The following is a 14,789-nucleotide window of genomic DNA, read 5'->3' as shown; positions in this document are numbered from 1 at the left end:
TAAATGCTCGTTCAGCACAGGCTGTAGGCGAAATCGCCGTCGCTGCCCAACTCGATCTTCAGACTTTGAATCGGCTTGTCCTGCGCCATCCGTTCCAGGACCCGTTGAGCCAGTTCCGGCATCAGGGTCTTGGACAAAATGTTGTCGATGTTGCGGGCGCCGCTGTCGACTTCCGTGCAACGCGATGCGATGGCTTTGACCAGCGCCTCGTCGTAGCTCAGGACCGCTTGATGATTGCGCTCGAAACGCTTGCGAATGCGCTCCAGCTTGAGCGCAACGATGCGCTCCAGAATGGCGTCCTTGACCGGGTAGTAGGGGACGATGGTCAGGCGACCGAGGAACGCGGGTTTGAACACCTGGTTCAGCTCGTCGCGCAGGCCTTCGACGATGTCTTCCGGCGTCGGTTGCTGCTCGGCGTTCAGGCACCACTGCATGATGCGATCCGTGCCGGTGTTGGACGTGAGGATGATCACGGTGTTGCGGAAGTTGATCTCGCGACCTTCACCGTCATCCAGCACACCTTTGTCGAACACCTGGAAAAACAGCTCGAGCACGTCCGGGTGGGCTTTTTCCACTTCATCCAGCAGCACCACGCTGTAAGGCTTGCGCCGTACAGCTTCGGTCAGCACGCCGCCTTCGCCATAGCCGACGTAACCCGGCGGCGATCCCTTGAGGCTCGAGACCGTGTGGGCTTCCTGGTACTCGGACATGTTGATGGTGATGACGTTACGCTCGCCGCCGTACAGGGTATCGGCCAAGGCCAGGGCGGTTTCGGTCTTGCCGACGCCGCTCGGGCCGAGCAAGAGGAACACGCCGATGGGTTTGTTCGGGTCTTCCATGCGGGCCCGGGAGATCTTGATGCGCTTGCCGATTTCATGCAGCGCGTGATCCTGGCCGAGCACGCGTTCGCCCAGCAGGGCAGGCAGGCGCTGGACGGTTTCGATCTCGTCGCGGAGCATTTTGCCCAGCGGGATACCGGTCCAGCCGGAAATCACTTCGCCAATGGTTCCGCCGTCCACCAGGGCATGCACCAGCGGCTGTTCACCCTGGACGCTGGTCAGTTCGGCACGCACCGCGGCAATCTCCCGGGCATCGGGTGTCTTGTTGTCCGGGTGGCTGAGGGCACCGAGTTTTTCCACCAGTTCCAGCTCGCGTTGCCACTGTTGTTCCAGTGCGTCGCGGGTCTGCTGCTGTGCCTGCAACTCGGTGTGCAGGGTGGCCAGGCGGCGGGCATGGTCGCTGCCTTTGGCGGCTTCCTGTTCCAGCACGGTGATCTCGGCCTGCAGGTTGTCGATCTGCCGCTTGCAGTCTTCGAGGGGGCCCGGTTGTGCAGACTGGCCCAGGGCGACTCGCGCGCAGGCCGTGTCCAGAACGCTCACGGCTTTGTCAGGCAGTTGACGGCCGGTGATGTAGCGATTGGACAACCGCACGGCTTGCACCAGCGCTTCGTCCATTACCGTGACCTTGTGGTGATCCTGCATCTTGGCCAGCAGGCCGCGCAGCATGTGGATCGCCTTGTCTTCGTCCGGCTCTTCGACCTTCACCACCTGGAAGCGGCGGGCGAGTGCAGCGTCTTTCTCGAAGTACTTTTTGTATTCGGCCCAGGTCGTCGCGGCGATGGTGCGCAGTTCGCCTCGAGCCAGGGCTGGCTTGAGCAGATTGGCGGCGTCGTTCTGTCCGGCCTGACCACCGGACCCGATCAAGGTGTGGGCCTCGTCGATGAACAGGATGATCGGATGCAGACTGCGTTTGGTTTCTTCGATGACGGATTTGAGACGATTCTCAAACTCGCCTTTCACACCGGCACCGGCCTGCAGCAAGCCGAGGTCCAGGGTATGAATGGCGACGTCTTTGAGTACCGACGGCACATCACCTTGAATGATGCGCAGCGCCAGGCCTTCCACCACGGCGGTTTTACCGACGCCGGCTTCACCGGTCAGTATCGGGTTGTTCTGGCGGCGGCGGGTCAGGATGTCGACCATCTGCCGGACTTCGAACTCACGGCCCAGCACCGGGTCAATCCGGCCTTCGCGAGCGCTTTGCGTCAGGTTGACGGTGTATTGATCGAGGGCCGGAGTCTTGCCGTTGCCTTTGACCGTGCTGCGGGTGCTGACGTCTGCACCGGCCAGGGGTTTGGCATGTTGCGATTCGGCGCTGCCTTCGACCAGCGCGCCAAGGTTCACGCGCAAGTCGTCGGCATTGATTTTTTCCAGCTCCGGCGCGGAGGCGATCACCACCCGGCGCAACTCGTCGTCATCGAGCAAAGCCTGCAACAGATAGCCGGTGCGAATCTGCCCCTGGCCGAATTCGATGGAGGCCAGTACCCAGGCCTGCTCGATCATGCGCGTGATGTGCGGCGACAGTGCAGGCGTGCGGGTATTGCCCTTTTTGAAGGTCCCCAGCGCCGTTACCAGCTGCGCCTGCAGGCGATCGGGCACCACGTCGTAATGACGCAGGATGACCGGCAGGTCGTTGTCGTTGCTGTCCAGCAACTGCAACAACAGGTGCTCGATTTCGACGTCGTAATGCTGTTCCGAGAGACACAGGGCCGCCGCACTTTCTGTCGCGGTGCGGCTGGTGTCGTTCAGTTTGGCAAACAGGGACTTCAGGTTCACAGGGAGACCCCATCAAAAGGAATGTGGAAGAGGGCGCAACGGGAGGGTTCCACGTCGACGCCAGGGCGTTTGAGCCAGCCGAGCCAGCCCAGTGACACGTTGCCCTGGCGACCGAGGCGGGCCGCGGGTACTGCTTCGGGTTTGAGCTTGGGTGCCAACTGGAAGTCCAGTTCGGCACCGACGTAGAACCGCACCAGTTCCACCAGTTTCTGGTAGTCCACGGTGCCGGGCTGGAAGCGTTGATAGTCGGCCAGGTCCAGCGGGGCCGTCTCGATGCGTACGCACGATTGGTAGTCCCAGACACGGTTCCCGGCGACAGCGCTTTGTCCGAGCACCGCGTTCTTGCGACCCAGTTGCGTGCATTGGCTGGCATCGAGTTTCAACCAGCGACCGGCAAACGGCTTGACCTTGAACGGCAGCGAAAAATAAAAGCTCAGCATTGCTTCGAGGTTCATCGCATTGCGTGGCTTCTGCGCGAACAGACCGGAAAAGTAGCTGAACAATTCGCGACGCAGGGGCGAGCCTTGCTTGTCGAATTTCTGCTTCTGCGCCTCGGGACCGAAGCCCACCAGATTGAGCAGGTAACGATCGAAGTCCGAGGTGCCGTTGCGTTCGTACTCGATGTAGAACTTGTATTTTTGCCACGCTTCGTAAAACAGCGTGGTCATGCGATGGGAGAAAATATCGAGGAACGCATGGGCCGCGTCGTCCCGGTACTGGACGTGCCTTTCAATCAGCAGTTCGGTGTATGGGCGCGGCAGCACACCCGACGGCCCGACCAGTCCCATGAACGTGACTTGCACCTCGGACAGCGGCAGACCTGCCGCCGACACCTTGCCTTCACGCTCGAACTGCAAGTCGCTGACTTCGCTGGCAGGGAAGTTCAGGGACAGCTGTGAGCGAAAACGCAAAGGGTCTTCGTGCGGTCGAGTGTCCAGGTCCATGCGCCCGGTTCTGCTGTAATGCAGGCGGAGCAATCGCACCAATTGGAAAAATTCGAATCGGTGCGGCTCAGCCCGTGCCTGGTCGATCAGACCAGGGGTTGATCGCCGGTTCGAGGTGGCCATTGGACGACTCTCTTTTCGCGCTGCAAGGTGCGAAGGGTTAATTGGGTAAAGCTGTTCATGCTGCAGTACTGGCCAAAGAAGTGGTCCAGTACCATGCCGAACAAAAATACACCGCTGCCGGTGTACTGGCTTTCATCGAAATTCAGGGTGATGCCGACACCGCGCACGAAGTTCGGGCGCGGGTGACCGATACGTGCGACCACCGGTTCGCTGGTGACCGAGACAATGCCGTTGATCTGTTTGCGGATCGCCGAAACGTTGCGGTAGTTGTAGAGCGATAGCAGCTCCAGCAGCACGTCGCGACCGCGGGACACCAGCGACATGTGGTTGAGCGACAGGTGCGAGATCAACCGCCAGATCACCCCGTTGCCCAGCGGCACGCGAGCGGTGGCGGTGGGTTTGCGCAAGCAGCGGATGTCGCTGATGACCGAGTTGCCCGGAATGCTGAAATCGCCGCGCTCGCCGCCGAACGGCAGCATCAGGGGCAGGTCGCGATTGCTGCAGGTCAGGCGGATGCTCAGGGTGTCGTTGCTGGAATCCAGCAGTTCCAGCTCGCGATCGACGACCCGGATAAACATGTTCGAGCCATCGCGCTGCCGGGTCTGTACCGGGCGACGCCGGGCAATCCAGAAGCTTTGGCCGGGCCCCTGGTCGCCTCGCGGTTCGAAGAATGGATGGCAGGTGGCGACCTGGTCGATGCCGCCGACTTTGCGCACCCGACGCACGCGATCGATGGACACCACTTCCGCCGAGCTTTGCAGGCGCACGTCGGGCGTCACCGCGTACTCGTGCTGGGCGTGGGTCAGCTTGATCGGCTCGGCCTGCTGACGGAACAGGTTGATGATCGGGGTGCAATTGAGCTTGAAGTTGTTGCGGCCGATGTTCTGCGTCAGACGCGCCAGGCGATCACTCAGGTCGTAATCGGAAAAGTAGAAGTTGATCTCGATTTTCTCGAGATTCTGGCCCGCCAGCAGCCGCGCAAAACCCGACAGGTCGAAGAACATGAACTTGTCCGGGAAGGTGAAATATTCGTGCAGCAGGCGGTAACCCAGAAACGAGCGCTCCGAGTAATCCACCAGACCTTCGTCCAGCCCGTAGCCCACGGCTTTCAGAGCGTTCGCCGGCAACGTGATTTCGCGGGTGCGGCCCTGATCTTCGAAGCTCAACGTGGCCTTGGCCAGATTGTTGAACAGCAACTCGTAGAGCTGCAGCATCAGGGTGCTTTCGCCGTCGAGGAAAAACCGCAGGCGGTCCAGCTCCAGCTTGCCGAACATCACATCAGAGGTGGCGGTCAGGCCGATACGCAAACGTGCGACCAGGTCAGCGCTGTGGCCGTTGAACGCCGAACGCTCCATTTCGATGAACGAGGCTTGATGCACCGCTACCGGCCACAGTTCCACCGGGTAGCAGGTGCGGAATTTGCACACCACGCCATCAATCGGGTTGGCGCTGAGTTCAGTGTGTCGGGCCACGCGGAAGGCTTCGGTGACTTTTTCCTGCTTGCCCAGGTTGAACTCGACAATCGACATCGACGGGGTAGGGCGCAGGTAATGGGGGTACAGCACTTCGAGGAACGACTCGACGATTTCAGGAAGCTCGTCATCGAGTTTTTTATGCACGCGGGCGGACAGGAACGAGAACGCTTCGATCAAGCGCTCGGTGTGCGGGTCTTCGCAGTTATCGCCCTCGATGAGCAACCGCGAAGCAATCTTCGGGTACTGACTCGCAAACTCCTGCCCTAAGAAGCGCAGGTGCGACAGTTCCTTTTCGTAATAGGGGAGCAGATCGTCGAGCATCAGTTGAGGTTCTGCACTTTGTATTCCTGGGTGTTGACCTGCAGCACCGCGTCGAAGGAAACCTGGCGGGTGATGTCCTGCAGGCGCAGTACTGCGTCCACGCGGAAGGTCAGCATGCGTTGGCCGGTTTGTTGTGCGAGCAGTTGGACCTTGACGCTGCGAAAGCGTCGGTCGCCGACGGAGATCGCCTTCTCCAGCTGGCGTTGAATCAGCAGGCGATCCTGCGGATCCAGCACACTGCGACTGGTGAAATCCGGCATGCCGTAGTCAAGGATGGTTCCGTTCAGATTGACGAAACCCTCCAGCTCGTTGGCAACCAGGGACTGGCGAGTGTTCACCAGCACCTCCAGGTCACGAACGATGCTGGCCTTGTAATCGGCCAGCGAACACAAGCGTTGCGATGAGGCTTCCATGGACTGATGTGGATGATCGTCCAGCAATCGATCCAGCAACGATGGCAACAGCTTGTGTTGACTACTCATCTTGCCTCCTTGGCAATGATGTCGATCAGCCGCGAGTCGATTGCGGCAATTCGGCAACCAGACGCAACGAAGCGGTCAGCTCATCCAGTTGATAATGCGGACGCAGGTAGGTCACAGCCTTGTACACGCCTGGCTTGCCCGGAACCTCGAACACTTCGGCCCGTGCTTCGCGCAACGGGAACTTGGCTTTCGCTTCCTGGCTGGCGGTGTCGTCCAGCAACACGTAGCTCGACAGCCACTTGTTGAGGAACATCTCCACGTCTTTGCGCGAAGCGAAGCTGCCGATCTTGTCGCGCATGATCGCCTTCATGTAGTGAGCGATACGCGAGGTGGCGAAGATGTACTGCAACTGCGCCGAGAGACGGGCGTTGGCGTTGGCGATGTCGGTGTTGTAATGCTTCTGCTTTTGCGTCGACTGGGTGCCGAAGAACGCGGCATAGTCGGTGCCTTTGCAGTGCACCAGCGGGATAAAGCCGAGGTCCGACAGCTCTTTTTCACGGCGGTCGGTGATGGCGATTTCGGTCGGGCACTTGAGCGCGATTTCGCCGTCGTCGGTCTTGAACGTGTGAGTCGGCAGGCCTTCAACCAGACCGCCACCCTCGACACCGCGAATCGCGACACACCAGCCATAACGGGAGAACGCGTCGGTGACCCGGGTGCCCAGGGCGTAGGCGGCGTTCATCCACAGGTATTTGTTGTGGTCGCGACCGTCGACGCTTTCAACGAAGTTGAATTCTTCGACCGGCGTGGTATCCGGGCCATACGGCAGACGACCCAGCACGTGCGGCAAGGTCAAACCGACGTAACGGGAATCTTCGGAAGCGCGGAACGACTTCCACTTGGCGTATTCGACGGTGTCGAAAATCTTTGCCAGGTCCCGTGGGCCGGACATGTCGGTAAACGAATCCCAGCCGAACAACTCAGGCGAGGCCGCCGAGATGAACGGTGCGTGGGCCGCTGCGGCAACATGGGAAATCTCTTCCAGCAGGTACATGTCTTCCGGGCTGCGATTGAACTCGTAGTCACCCAGCAGCATGCCGAACGGTGCACCACCGAAGGTGCCGTATTCTTCTTCGTAGATCTTTTTGAACAGGGCGCTCTGGTCGAATTCGGAGGCTGCCTTGAGGTCGCGCACCAGGTCTTTCTTCGAGGCGTTGAGCAGTTGAATCTTCAGCGTGGTGCTGGTTTCGGTCTGGTCCACCTGATACTTCAGGCCACGCCACGACGCTTCCAGTTGCTGGAATTCGCGGGCATGCATGATTTCGTTCATCTGCTCGGAGAGCATCGCGTCGATTTCGGCGATGCGCGCGTCGAGCACGGCAATCAGGTCCTTGCTCGGCGTCATTTCGCCTTCCAGCACCTGGCCGACCAGTTCACCGATCAAGTCGCGGGTACGGGTGCGCTCGGTCTCGGAGCGGGCCACGCGGCTTTCCGAAATGATGCTGTCGAGCAGGGAGGATTGCGGGGCGAAGTTTTCCACTTCAACCAATTCGCTGTCCTGTTGAGTCACGGTTTGCTTGTCGTTCATCTTCAGGCTCCTACTGTTTGCCATCGGTGGCTGGAACCGCGGCTTCGCGGCCGAATTCCTTGCCCAGCGTTTTCAACTTCTCAGTGTTCTGCAGCACGTCCATGAGCAGCTCTTCGAGCTTGTCGTTGCCGCCCATCTTGTTGCGCAGGTCAGCCAGCTTGTTGCGCACTTCCAGCAGTTTGCGCAGCGGCTCGACCTGCTTGACCACGTTCTGCGGCTCGAAGTCTTCGAGGGCATTGAAGTTGAGCTCGACGCCCAGCTGCGTGCCGTTCTTGGCCAGGGTGTTGTCGACCCGGTAAGTCAGGCGTGGCTTGATGCCCTTGAGCACACCGTTGAAGTTATCGCGGTCGATGAAGATGAACTTGCGGTCCTTGAGCTTCGGCAGCGGCTCCAGCGGGTTGCCGGAGAAATCGCCCAGCACACCGACGACAAAGGGCAGCTCTTTCTTTTCCTGAGCATCACCGATGTCCACGTCGTAAGTGATATGGACCCGAGGCGCGCGAACGCGATCGAGTTTGTGCTGGGTACTTTCCTTCTTCGCCATCGTCATCTCCTGGTGCGAACAAATTCGCTGCAAGTCATTTGCGTCTAGGCTCAACAGTCGGCCTGGCGCGTTACATTCCTTCGATCGTCAGCAGAAGGCGCTGACGGATTTCATCGTTCATTTCCAAAATATTCTCGTGACCTACCAGCTCTTCGAAGCTGGTATTGCCGGCGATCTGGGTGCTGCTGCGGATCACCGCGTCATCAGGAAGCTGGGCTCGTACGGGCGAGCTGATCACGCAAAAGGGCAGGTCACCAAAGTCTTTCAACCGTTCGAAACTGACGGGAAAACGCAGGCCTTCCAGCAATCGGCTGAGCCCCGGTGACTTGCTCAGGCAGTAGAACAGCACCAGGTAGTGCACGACGAAACGGTACAGCTCGGCGCTGCTGCGATTGGGGTCTTTGATGACGGTGCGAAAGCGGGCCAGGTCAAACGAACTGAACCCGACCACCCAGCGCACAGGGCTGGTGATGCGAATGGATTGACCGCTTTGCGACAGCACCTTGTCGTACTCCAGCGGGAATAATTCCGGCGTCGTACTGATCAGGTTGAGGGGGACTTCAAGCTCATTGACCAGCTGGAACGGCGAGGCCGAACCGATGCGGTCGTACAGTTCCTTGAGCTCTTTGAAATGGTGCTGGGTCTCACGCCCGCTGCTGCGTTGCGCGCCTTGCAGGTACTCACCGAAAAACGACTGCGGACGGATCAGCAATGCCAGGGTCGACAGGTAATCCGAAGCCTGCGTCTTGAGCGCGTCGGAAATAGCCCGGGTCTGGCCTCGCAATTTGATCAGTGCTTCAACGTCAAACGCTTGAGTCATCGGTATTTATCGTCCTTGAACCTTTCACGATTGCTACCCGGGTTATCCGGGAGCGTGAAGAGCCACTTATTTCTCGGTTGAACACCTGTTTACACAGTGCGAACCCTGATGCTTTTGACATCATTTATCGCACTGCCAGGAATAATTTCTTTGAATGCTGGCATATCAGTGTCGATTAGCCAGCAACGTGGTGTATGGCAACAATTGGCATACAAAAGTTCACGAGGGAGCGGATTTTTTCTCGTTTTTGATACATGCCGCAATGATGTCCGCTTGCCATTAGTCGGTGGTTCTGTCTTGCAGACAGGTCTGAAACCCAGCAACTTCAAGGGTTTGAGGAGGGGCGTGGATCCAATTTTTAATTGAAATTAATTTCGAAAAAGGTGAAGCGGTTCACCTAATTTGGATAATCCCGGTCGTTAGGTGGGATTTTTAGTTTGAAGAATGGCCGTTGAAAGTGATGGCTATATCGAGTAATTGCACTAAAAAACATTATTTCGCAATCTGTTACTGGCGATGACTACCGACGTAAATGAAGTAAAGCTCGGTCAGCCGCGCTTTATTTGTCAAAGGCAGCAACCCTGACGGTGCCGTTGAGCAGATTGATCGCGTAGCTAACGCCATTCCAGTTACCGGCGATTACTGTCCCGTTTTTGTCGCAGTAGAGATTCACGTACGGCTTATCGACTTGCGTGCCATGGGGGCTTTCTTCGATTTGCCAGAGCAGTTCGCCGTGTATCGACAGTGCGAAAACGTTTCTGTTGAAAATCACATCGGGTGCGGGATCAACCAGAATCAAGAGCCTGTCCTTGTGTTGAAGGGTCTCTATGACGGGATGAGGAAGGTGGATAGGTTGATCCGCTAGCCACAGGGTTCCGTTTTGAACACGATGCCGGGTCTCGGTGGTCATTTTTGCCTCTAGCGTTATCAATGAAGTCGCAAAAAATGCTATGGGCGAGGAAGACTTTCTGGTGGCATTCCATTCGGCAGCTGAATCTTCAAACCGCGGGCAATTTGATCGCCAATGTAGAAGGCAATTCCCAGTGCGCGGGCTAGTTCAGGATCGTTGGGTTCAAACTCTTTGCCCGCCCAGGCACCGAGAGTTAATTGATGCAGTCTTGCTTTGTCTTTTTCAATGCCCAGCAACACGTTTTTGATGAATTGCAATTGGATCAACGAGCTTGAGTAGAGGTGGTATTGCGGGCACTTGTTGTATCCCCGGGCGGTGATTGCTATCGCGTTGTCGATGTAATCCAGGGCCGTTATTGGTGGTTTCGAGGAGTGCTCGCTTCCGGTTCCAGCGGTTTGATAGCTACGTGACGCCACGTAATCATCAAACATTTGAGCCTGTTTTCCTGCCTGGTCAGAGCTTCGAGCAACGTCTTTTCTATAGCCAAGGAACTGTTCCGATTGTGGCCTATGAGTCAGTAGGGAAACAATGGCTGCACATTGGATGAGCCAATAGATTTCAAACGAGGATTTGGTGCCTCGACAAAAACCAAGATTTTCTGCCTGCTTGTACAAGTCAGCGGCCAGTTGGTCGGCGTTTTCGTGGTTTATCGTGTTCTGTGGTGTCAAACTGCGCGACTCATTCGCTATGACGAATACCCTGTAGCGTTGTAGCAGAAGGGCATCCACAAGCTTCAAGTCCGGGCAAGCGGGGGGTAGTAACGGTACAAAAACCTCCGTTTCACGATTGATGGGTATCCAGGACAAGTTTCTTTCCACTTGCGAAGGTTCCTTGGCCATTTCGGTCAAGGGGACTTCATCAACAAGCTGCTCCGTGGGGGCGGGCGGAAGACCGGTTTTTTGCCTGAAAAGAGCTTTTAATTGATGTAGTAGCTTTAACATGGGAAAGCCCTCAGCGGTCCAGTTAACGTTAATTATCGATATCTGTTCCCATCCAAATATTAAATGGCCGACCCTCTGTTATTTCCAGGCTTCTCAATCAGCAACTCGTCCAGTTCTCTGCGACGGCATTTCATAACGAAATCCACCGCGGCATCACTGTTTTGTTGAAAAAACTCGAAGCTTGCGTGATTTATTTCGTAATACTCCTCGTAGTCAATCATGCCGTTGCTGACGGGAAATGAAACGTAGAACCTTCCGGAGGTCTCATCGATTCCCAAGGAAAATAGTTCTTCGCGGTTTACGTAAATGTCTTTACATTTCAAATGTGTTCTCCGGCAAAAATTACCGCGTCCATTTCGTCATGCAGTGGAGCCCTCTCGAATAATCTTTGGGCCAAGCCCTGGATATGCTCTGACCATGCGACTTGCGTGACCCATTCTTCCGGCATTCCCGATACCCCGTACAGCGCCCCGGCTATCTGGCCCGCGGTAGCTGCCACGCTGTCCGCATCATCTGCCAGATTGGCAGCCAGCAGGATTGCATCCTTGAAGTTATCCGTGTTCCACACCGCCCATAGTGCCGCTTCCAGCGTGTCGATGACGTAGCCGGAGGAACGGATTTGATCGCGGGTTTTTTGTTTGTACTCGCCTGCATTGATGATCAATGGGCGGGGGTACAGGGCTCTTGGCATTGGCGACAAGGCTTCTTCCTTGTCCGCACCGTTGAGAGCCAGGTGCAATTGTGCACCCAATAGTTCGCAGCCATTCACTGCCTCTACGGCCCGGTGGGTGCATCGGCTCTGTGCCGCGCTTTCCCGCCAGGTGCCAAACAAGGTGTGGCGCCGGAAAATAGCGGTGGGTGCCAACCGGATGATTGACCCATTGCCAGCTGTCGATGGATGGTCATTACCGTACCAATCAACACCCTGCGCCAGTGACCCTTCCAGTGCAGCACGAGTGGCATTGCCAATATCGAAACACTTTCCGTTATGACTGTTTTCGCCGTTTTTGTACCAACGACAAAGCCGTTGTGAAAAGTCACGGAAGTCGAAATTGTTGTTTGCTACGTAAGTGTCCGCCAAGGCCAATGCCATGCTGGTATCGTCGGTCCACTCGCCCTTTTTCAGATTGAAGGGCCCACCTCCCACCATGTCACTGACATGTTCAATATCACGGGGCAAGAACTCCAGCGTTGTACCTACAGCATCGCCGATCGCGAGCCCTAGCAGGCAACCCTTCGCACGGTCCCGCGCCTGTTCTTCAGTGAGGGTGCAAGGCCTGGAAGTGAGCCAGCCAGGTTTCTCGTTTGTTACCTTGGGGGCGTCCGGCTGCGACATGAAATCCATGCGCTGACGCAGCTGAGGAGAAGGGAGAGGGAGGAGATGATCGTAACGCTCAGTGTATTTGGAGAGCGCTTCGTCCGGGCTTCTCAAATCAATCATGGCTGCTCTCTAGTCTGGTGTGCTCTCAAAGATACGGCTTCCAGGCAACTCGGGCGAGGTCATAAGGATTTTGGTTTTCGATAAAATGTGTCTCATAACTCCTTGGTCAACTCAGAAGTAACTTCCTGATTACCGATCATTTTGCATGGCCAGTTATCGTTGATGTGCGGGTTGGTTTAAAGCATGCGTTAACTTTTGCAATCGCCCGGTGCTAACGTGACTTCGGCGATGTTTTTTAAATCAGCGCTATTGTATTGGTAAGTGATTTTGTTGCCTAAAGCCAGAACCAACAAATACGCGGTTTGGCTGCACAGGGATTTGTTTATTTGTTGGGCCAGATAGCTTTGATAATAAGCTTGCTCGCCAGGACGACCTTCGTAGCCCGACAGCGTCAATTTATAATGGACTGTTCGATCTGCGTACGTGATGTTGTCGATGCGTGTGGCTAAGTCGAGCATGATCGGTAACTGTTGCTGCTGCTGATTAACAACCTCGGCGAGTATTTTTTCCGCATCCTCTGCGTACAGGGGCGTCGTGAAAATCATTGCAGCGATGAAGGCCAAAGGGCCATGGCGGAAACAGGATTGCTTCAAACTGATCTCTCCCTGATGTGTGGTTGCGGCTGTAAAATTGACAGCCGCACATGCTGATTGATCTTCCTTGGTGACGCGTTCGCGCTGTTGTCAGTCAGGCTTCAAGCCGCTGTTCTTCTTCTCTTCCATCTGCGCCTTGAGTCGACGCAGCGTCGGTGATTCTCCGCCAGTCAGTTCGATTTTGAACTCGGCGAAGGCATGCTCGAGATCGGCGTACTGCTGCAAACCTTCTTCGGTGAACAGGTAACGTCCGGGGATATCCCTCCACTCCATTGGCGCCTGAATCTGGCCACGTTCCGCCAGGATCAGCAGCGGTTCCAGCTCCACGGCCAGTTTTGCGGCGGCAGGGTCTTTTGCTTTCAGCGCGTCAATGGCTGCCCGTAGCTTCTGTGTCTTTTCTTTCAGTAGTTCAATATTCATACGGGGCTCTAGTTGGAGGTCGTGCCGATCAATTTTGGCACTCCCCACTCGGCACGGTTAGGTGTCAGGTATTGGAAGGCTTCGCCAGTTCGCTGGATCGCGCCGCTCAATTCTGTAGTAGGGGCGACTTTACTGACAAATACCTCGGTTGGCTTCAAAGGCGCCATCTCGAAGATGGAATAGCGGGGTGCCTCGCTCCCCAAAGGCAAGCCGAACGAGTCGGCCAGTGTGCGCCCCGAACTGGCGGCTGCCTGCAGTTCCTCGTGGGTTGTGAAGAAAGGCGAGTAGGGTGAAACGCCCTGGCCTTCAGGCACAATCTTGATCAAAGGCGAATTGATCAACCGGACTTCTGGAATCGTCGAGCCTGATGCCACCTGGTCAAACGCTCGGGAGTAAATGGTGGTGGCGTCGGCATCCGGCGCAGCGGCTTGCAGCTTGCCCAACAGTTTCTCCCCGTCCGTAGTGTTCAGGAAGCTTTCGATCTGCTCGTTCGACAAGCCCTTGGTCTTGAAGGTCTGGACCTTCTTGATCTGGTCTTCCACGGACACGAATTCGGGATCCTGCTTGGCGTAGTACTCACGCATCGTCTCCGGTTCAGCCTTCGCCAGTGGCGTCGGCTCCTTCACCTGCAACTCAGCCTGAGCCAGCAACTTCTGCTCATTGCGCGCCAGCCAGCCCGCCAATTGCTTGTTCGATATCTCGGCCTGCAGCTTCGCGCTGCGTGTTGCGATGCTTTCCATGCTGCCCACGACGCCTGCTTTCACCTGGCCGCGTGTCAGGTAGGTGACGATGGCGGTCAGCAGCAGCAACACCAGTTGCTCCTGGCCCCGGGCCAGTTGTCGCGCTGCGCGTTCGGTGCGTTCCTGGACCAACGACGCAGAGCCGCCGCTGGGGTCCAGGCCCGCGGGCTTCACGCCTTCTTCGGCGTGCCATGCAGTGGCAATGCCTTCCTGCAACGTGGAGAGGCAGGCGGGGAGGCCGTCGTAAAAATACTCAGCGATGGCCGACAAGCCCAGTCCCATAAGAATCAGGTTACCGACTTGCAAGCCGATACCGGCCCCGGCAGCAGCTCCCGGTGCTGCACCAATCCCGAACGCAAAGGCACCCGCCGCACCGCCGGCGATAGTGCCGACCGCGACGCTGCCACCCAGAATCATCGACACTTCTTTGACCAGTTGCAGCAGCACAGGAAGGATCTGCTCGATTTCGATCGAGGCCCATTTGCGCTTGAGGTCCATCTGGATGATCGGGTAGGAGAGGGCGAATGCCCGGTTCACCGCATCGATGCGGTGGCCGCCCATGTAGCCATAAGCCTGGCTCGCGCCGTTGCCGACGCGTCGGGTGAAACCGTTCCAGTTGTCGTGAGCGCTCTGCAAGCCCTCGTTGACGCCCTGGTTCAGTTCGCTGAATTTCTGATCGAGGTTGCGTTCGACGTCGGCCCAGCTGGGCACATTCGCTAAAAGATCCATTTACACATCACTGTCCTTGGGTGGGAGAAGCTTCCCTGTCGCCACGTTGAAGTGCCGGATATCGACTTTATGTCAGGGTCAAAGTGCTGGCCATTAGCCGCACTCTAGACTGCAATGCGTGTCATTAAATTCAATGTGGATCCCATTTTTATTATTCACGTTA

The 14,789-nt window shown here is 56.9% G+C and carries 14 protein-coding genes; all 14 read right to left on the bottom strand.

Translation table 11 applies throughout. The annotated features are described in order from the left end of the window. Positions 1 to 11: 11 nt before the first annotated feature. On the bottom strand, positions 12 to 2,615 hold the full coding sequence (gene tssH / locus AC3ZVB_RS13900; RefSeq protein ID WP_490146824.1) for a type VI secretion system ATPase TssH: 2,604 nt from the start codon (positions 2,613 to 2,615) through the stop codon (positions 12 to 14). Next, positions 2,612 to 3,682 (bottom strand): type VI secretion system baseplate subunit TssG, encoded by a 1,071-nt coding sequence (gene tssG / locus AC3ZVB_RS13895; protein ID WP_162439821.1) that lies wholly within the window; start codon positions 3,680 to 3,682, stop codon positions 2,612 to 2,614. The genes tssH and tssG overlap by 4 nt, the downstream gene beginning before the upstream one ends. Beyond that, entirely contained in the window at positions 3,646 to 5,478 is a 1,833-nt protein-coding gene (gene tssF, locus AC3ZVB_RS13890; protein WP_490146823.1) for a type VI secretion system baseplate subunit TssF, read from the bottom strand. Before tssF ends, tssG begins: the two co-directional genes overlap by 37 nt. Continuing rightward, positions 5,478 to 5,960: a type VI secretion system baseplate subunit TssE gene (gene tssE, locus AC3ZVB_RS13885; protein WP_162439819.1), complete on the bottom strand. Its 483-nt coding sequence runs from the start codon at positions 5,958 to 5,960 to the stop codon at positions 5,478 to 5,480. The genes tssF and tssE overlap by 1 nt, the downstream gene beginning before the upstream one ends. A gap of 25 nt (positions 5,961 to 5,985) precedes the next feature. Further along, complete coding sequence (tssC, locus tag AC3ZVB_RS13880) at positions 5,986 to 7,488, bottom strand: type VI secretion system contractile sheath large subunit (RefSeq protein ID WP_162439818.1); 1,503 nt, start codon at positions 7,486 to 7,488, stop codon at positions 5,986 to 5,988. Positions 7,489 to 7,498: 10 nt separating this feature from the next. Beyond that, positions 7,499 to 8,032 carry a type VI secretion system contractile sheath small subunit gene (tssB, locus tag AC3ZVB_RS13875; protein WP_194693663.1) on the bottom strand — a complete coding sequence of 178 codons (534 nt, stop codon included), beginning with the start codon at positions 8,030 to 8,032 and terminating at the stop codon, positions 7,499 to 7,501. A gap of 70 nt (positions 8,033 to 8,102) precedes the next feature. Beyond that, complete coding sequence (locus AC3ZVB_RS13870) at positions 8,103 to 8,852, bottom strand: hypothetical protein (protein WP_162439816.1); 750 nt, start codon at positions 8,850 to 8,852, stop codon at positions 8,103 to 8,105. Between the two features lie 559 nt (positions 8,853 to 9,411). Then, positions 9,412 to 9,762 (bottom strand): DUF7957 family protein, encoded by a 351-nt coding sequence (locus AC3ZVB_RS13865; RefSeq protein ID WP_490146822.1) that lies wholly within the window; start codon positions 9,760 to 9,762, stop codon positions 9,412 to 9,414. 38 nt (positions 9,763 to 9,800) lie between these two features. Next, entirely contained in the window at positions 9,801 to 10,703 is a 903-nt protein-coding gene (locus AC3ZVB_RS13860; protein ID WP_490146821.1) for an immunity protein Tsi6 family protein, read from the bottom strand. A 59-nt stretch (positions 10,704 to 10,762) separates the two neighbouring features. Beyond that, positions 10,763 to 11,026 (bottom strand): hypothetical protein, encoded by a 264-nt coding sequence (locus tag AC3ZVB_RS13855; RefSeq protein WP_490146820.1) that lies wholly within the window; start codon positions 11,024 to 11,026, stop codon positions 10,763 to 10,765. Then, positions 11,023 to 12,144, bottom strand: a complete 1,122-nt coding sequence (gene tri1, locus AC3ZVB_RS13850; protein ID WP_490146819.1) for an ADP-ribosylarginine hydrolase Tri1 — start codon at positions 12,142 to 12,144, stop codon at positions 11,023 to 11,025. Before tri1 ends, AC3ZVB_RS13855 begins: the two co-directional genes overlap by 4 nt. Before the next feature lie 188 nt (positions 12,145 to 12,332). After that, the gene (locus AC3ZVB_RS13845; protein ID WP_247266942.1) at positions 12,333 to 12,737 is read right to left on the bottom strand and encodes a hypothetical protein; all 405 of its coding nucleotides are present in this window, start codon (positions 12,735 to 12,737) and stop codon (positions 12,333 to 12,335) included. Positions 12,738 to 12,827: 90 nt separating this feature from the next. Further along, positions 12,828 to 13,157 (bottom strand): hypothetical protein, encoded by a 330-nt coding sequence (locus AC3ZVB_RS13840; RefSeq protein ID WP_162439813.1) that lies wholly within the window; start codon positions 13,155 to 13,157, stop codon positions 12,828 to 12,830. An 8-nt stretch (positions 13,158 to 13,165) separates the two neighbouring features. Continuing rightward, positions 13,166 to 14,626 carry a DUF6861 domain-containing protein gene (locus AC3ZVB_RS13835; RefSeq protein ID WP_194693668.1) on the bottom strand — a complete coding sequence of 487 codons (1,461 nt, stop codon included), beginning with the start codon at positions 14,624 to 14,626 and terminating at the stop codon, positions 13,166 to 13,168. Positions 14,627 to 14,789: the final 163 nt, after the last annotated feature.

Source organism: Pseudomonas sp. MDV22-iso1, from assembly GCF_058145095.1.
The sequence above is the reverse complement of the archived record's forward strand: the minus strand, read 5'-3'. Positions and strand labels throughout refer to the sequence as shown.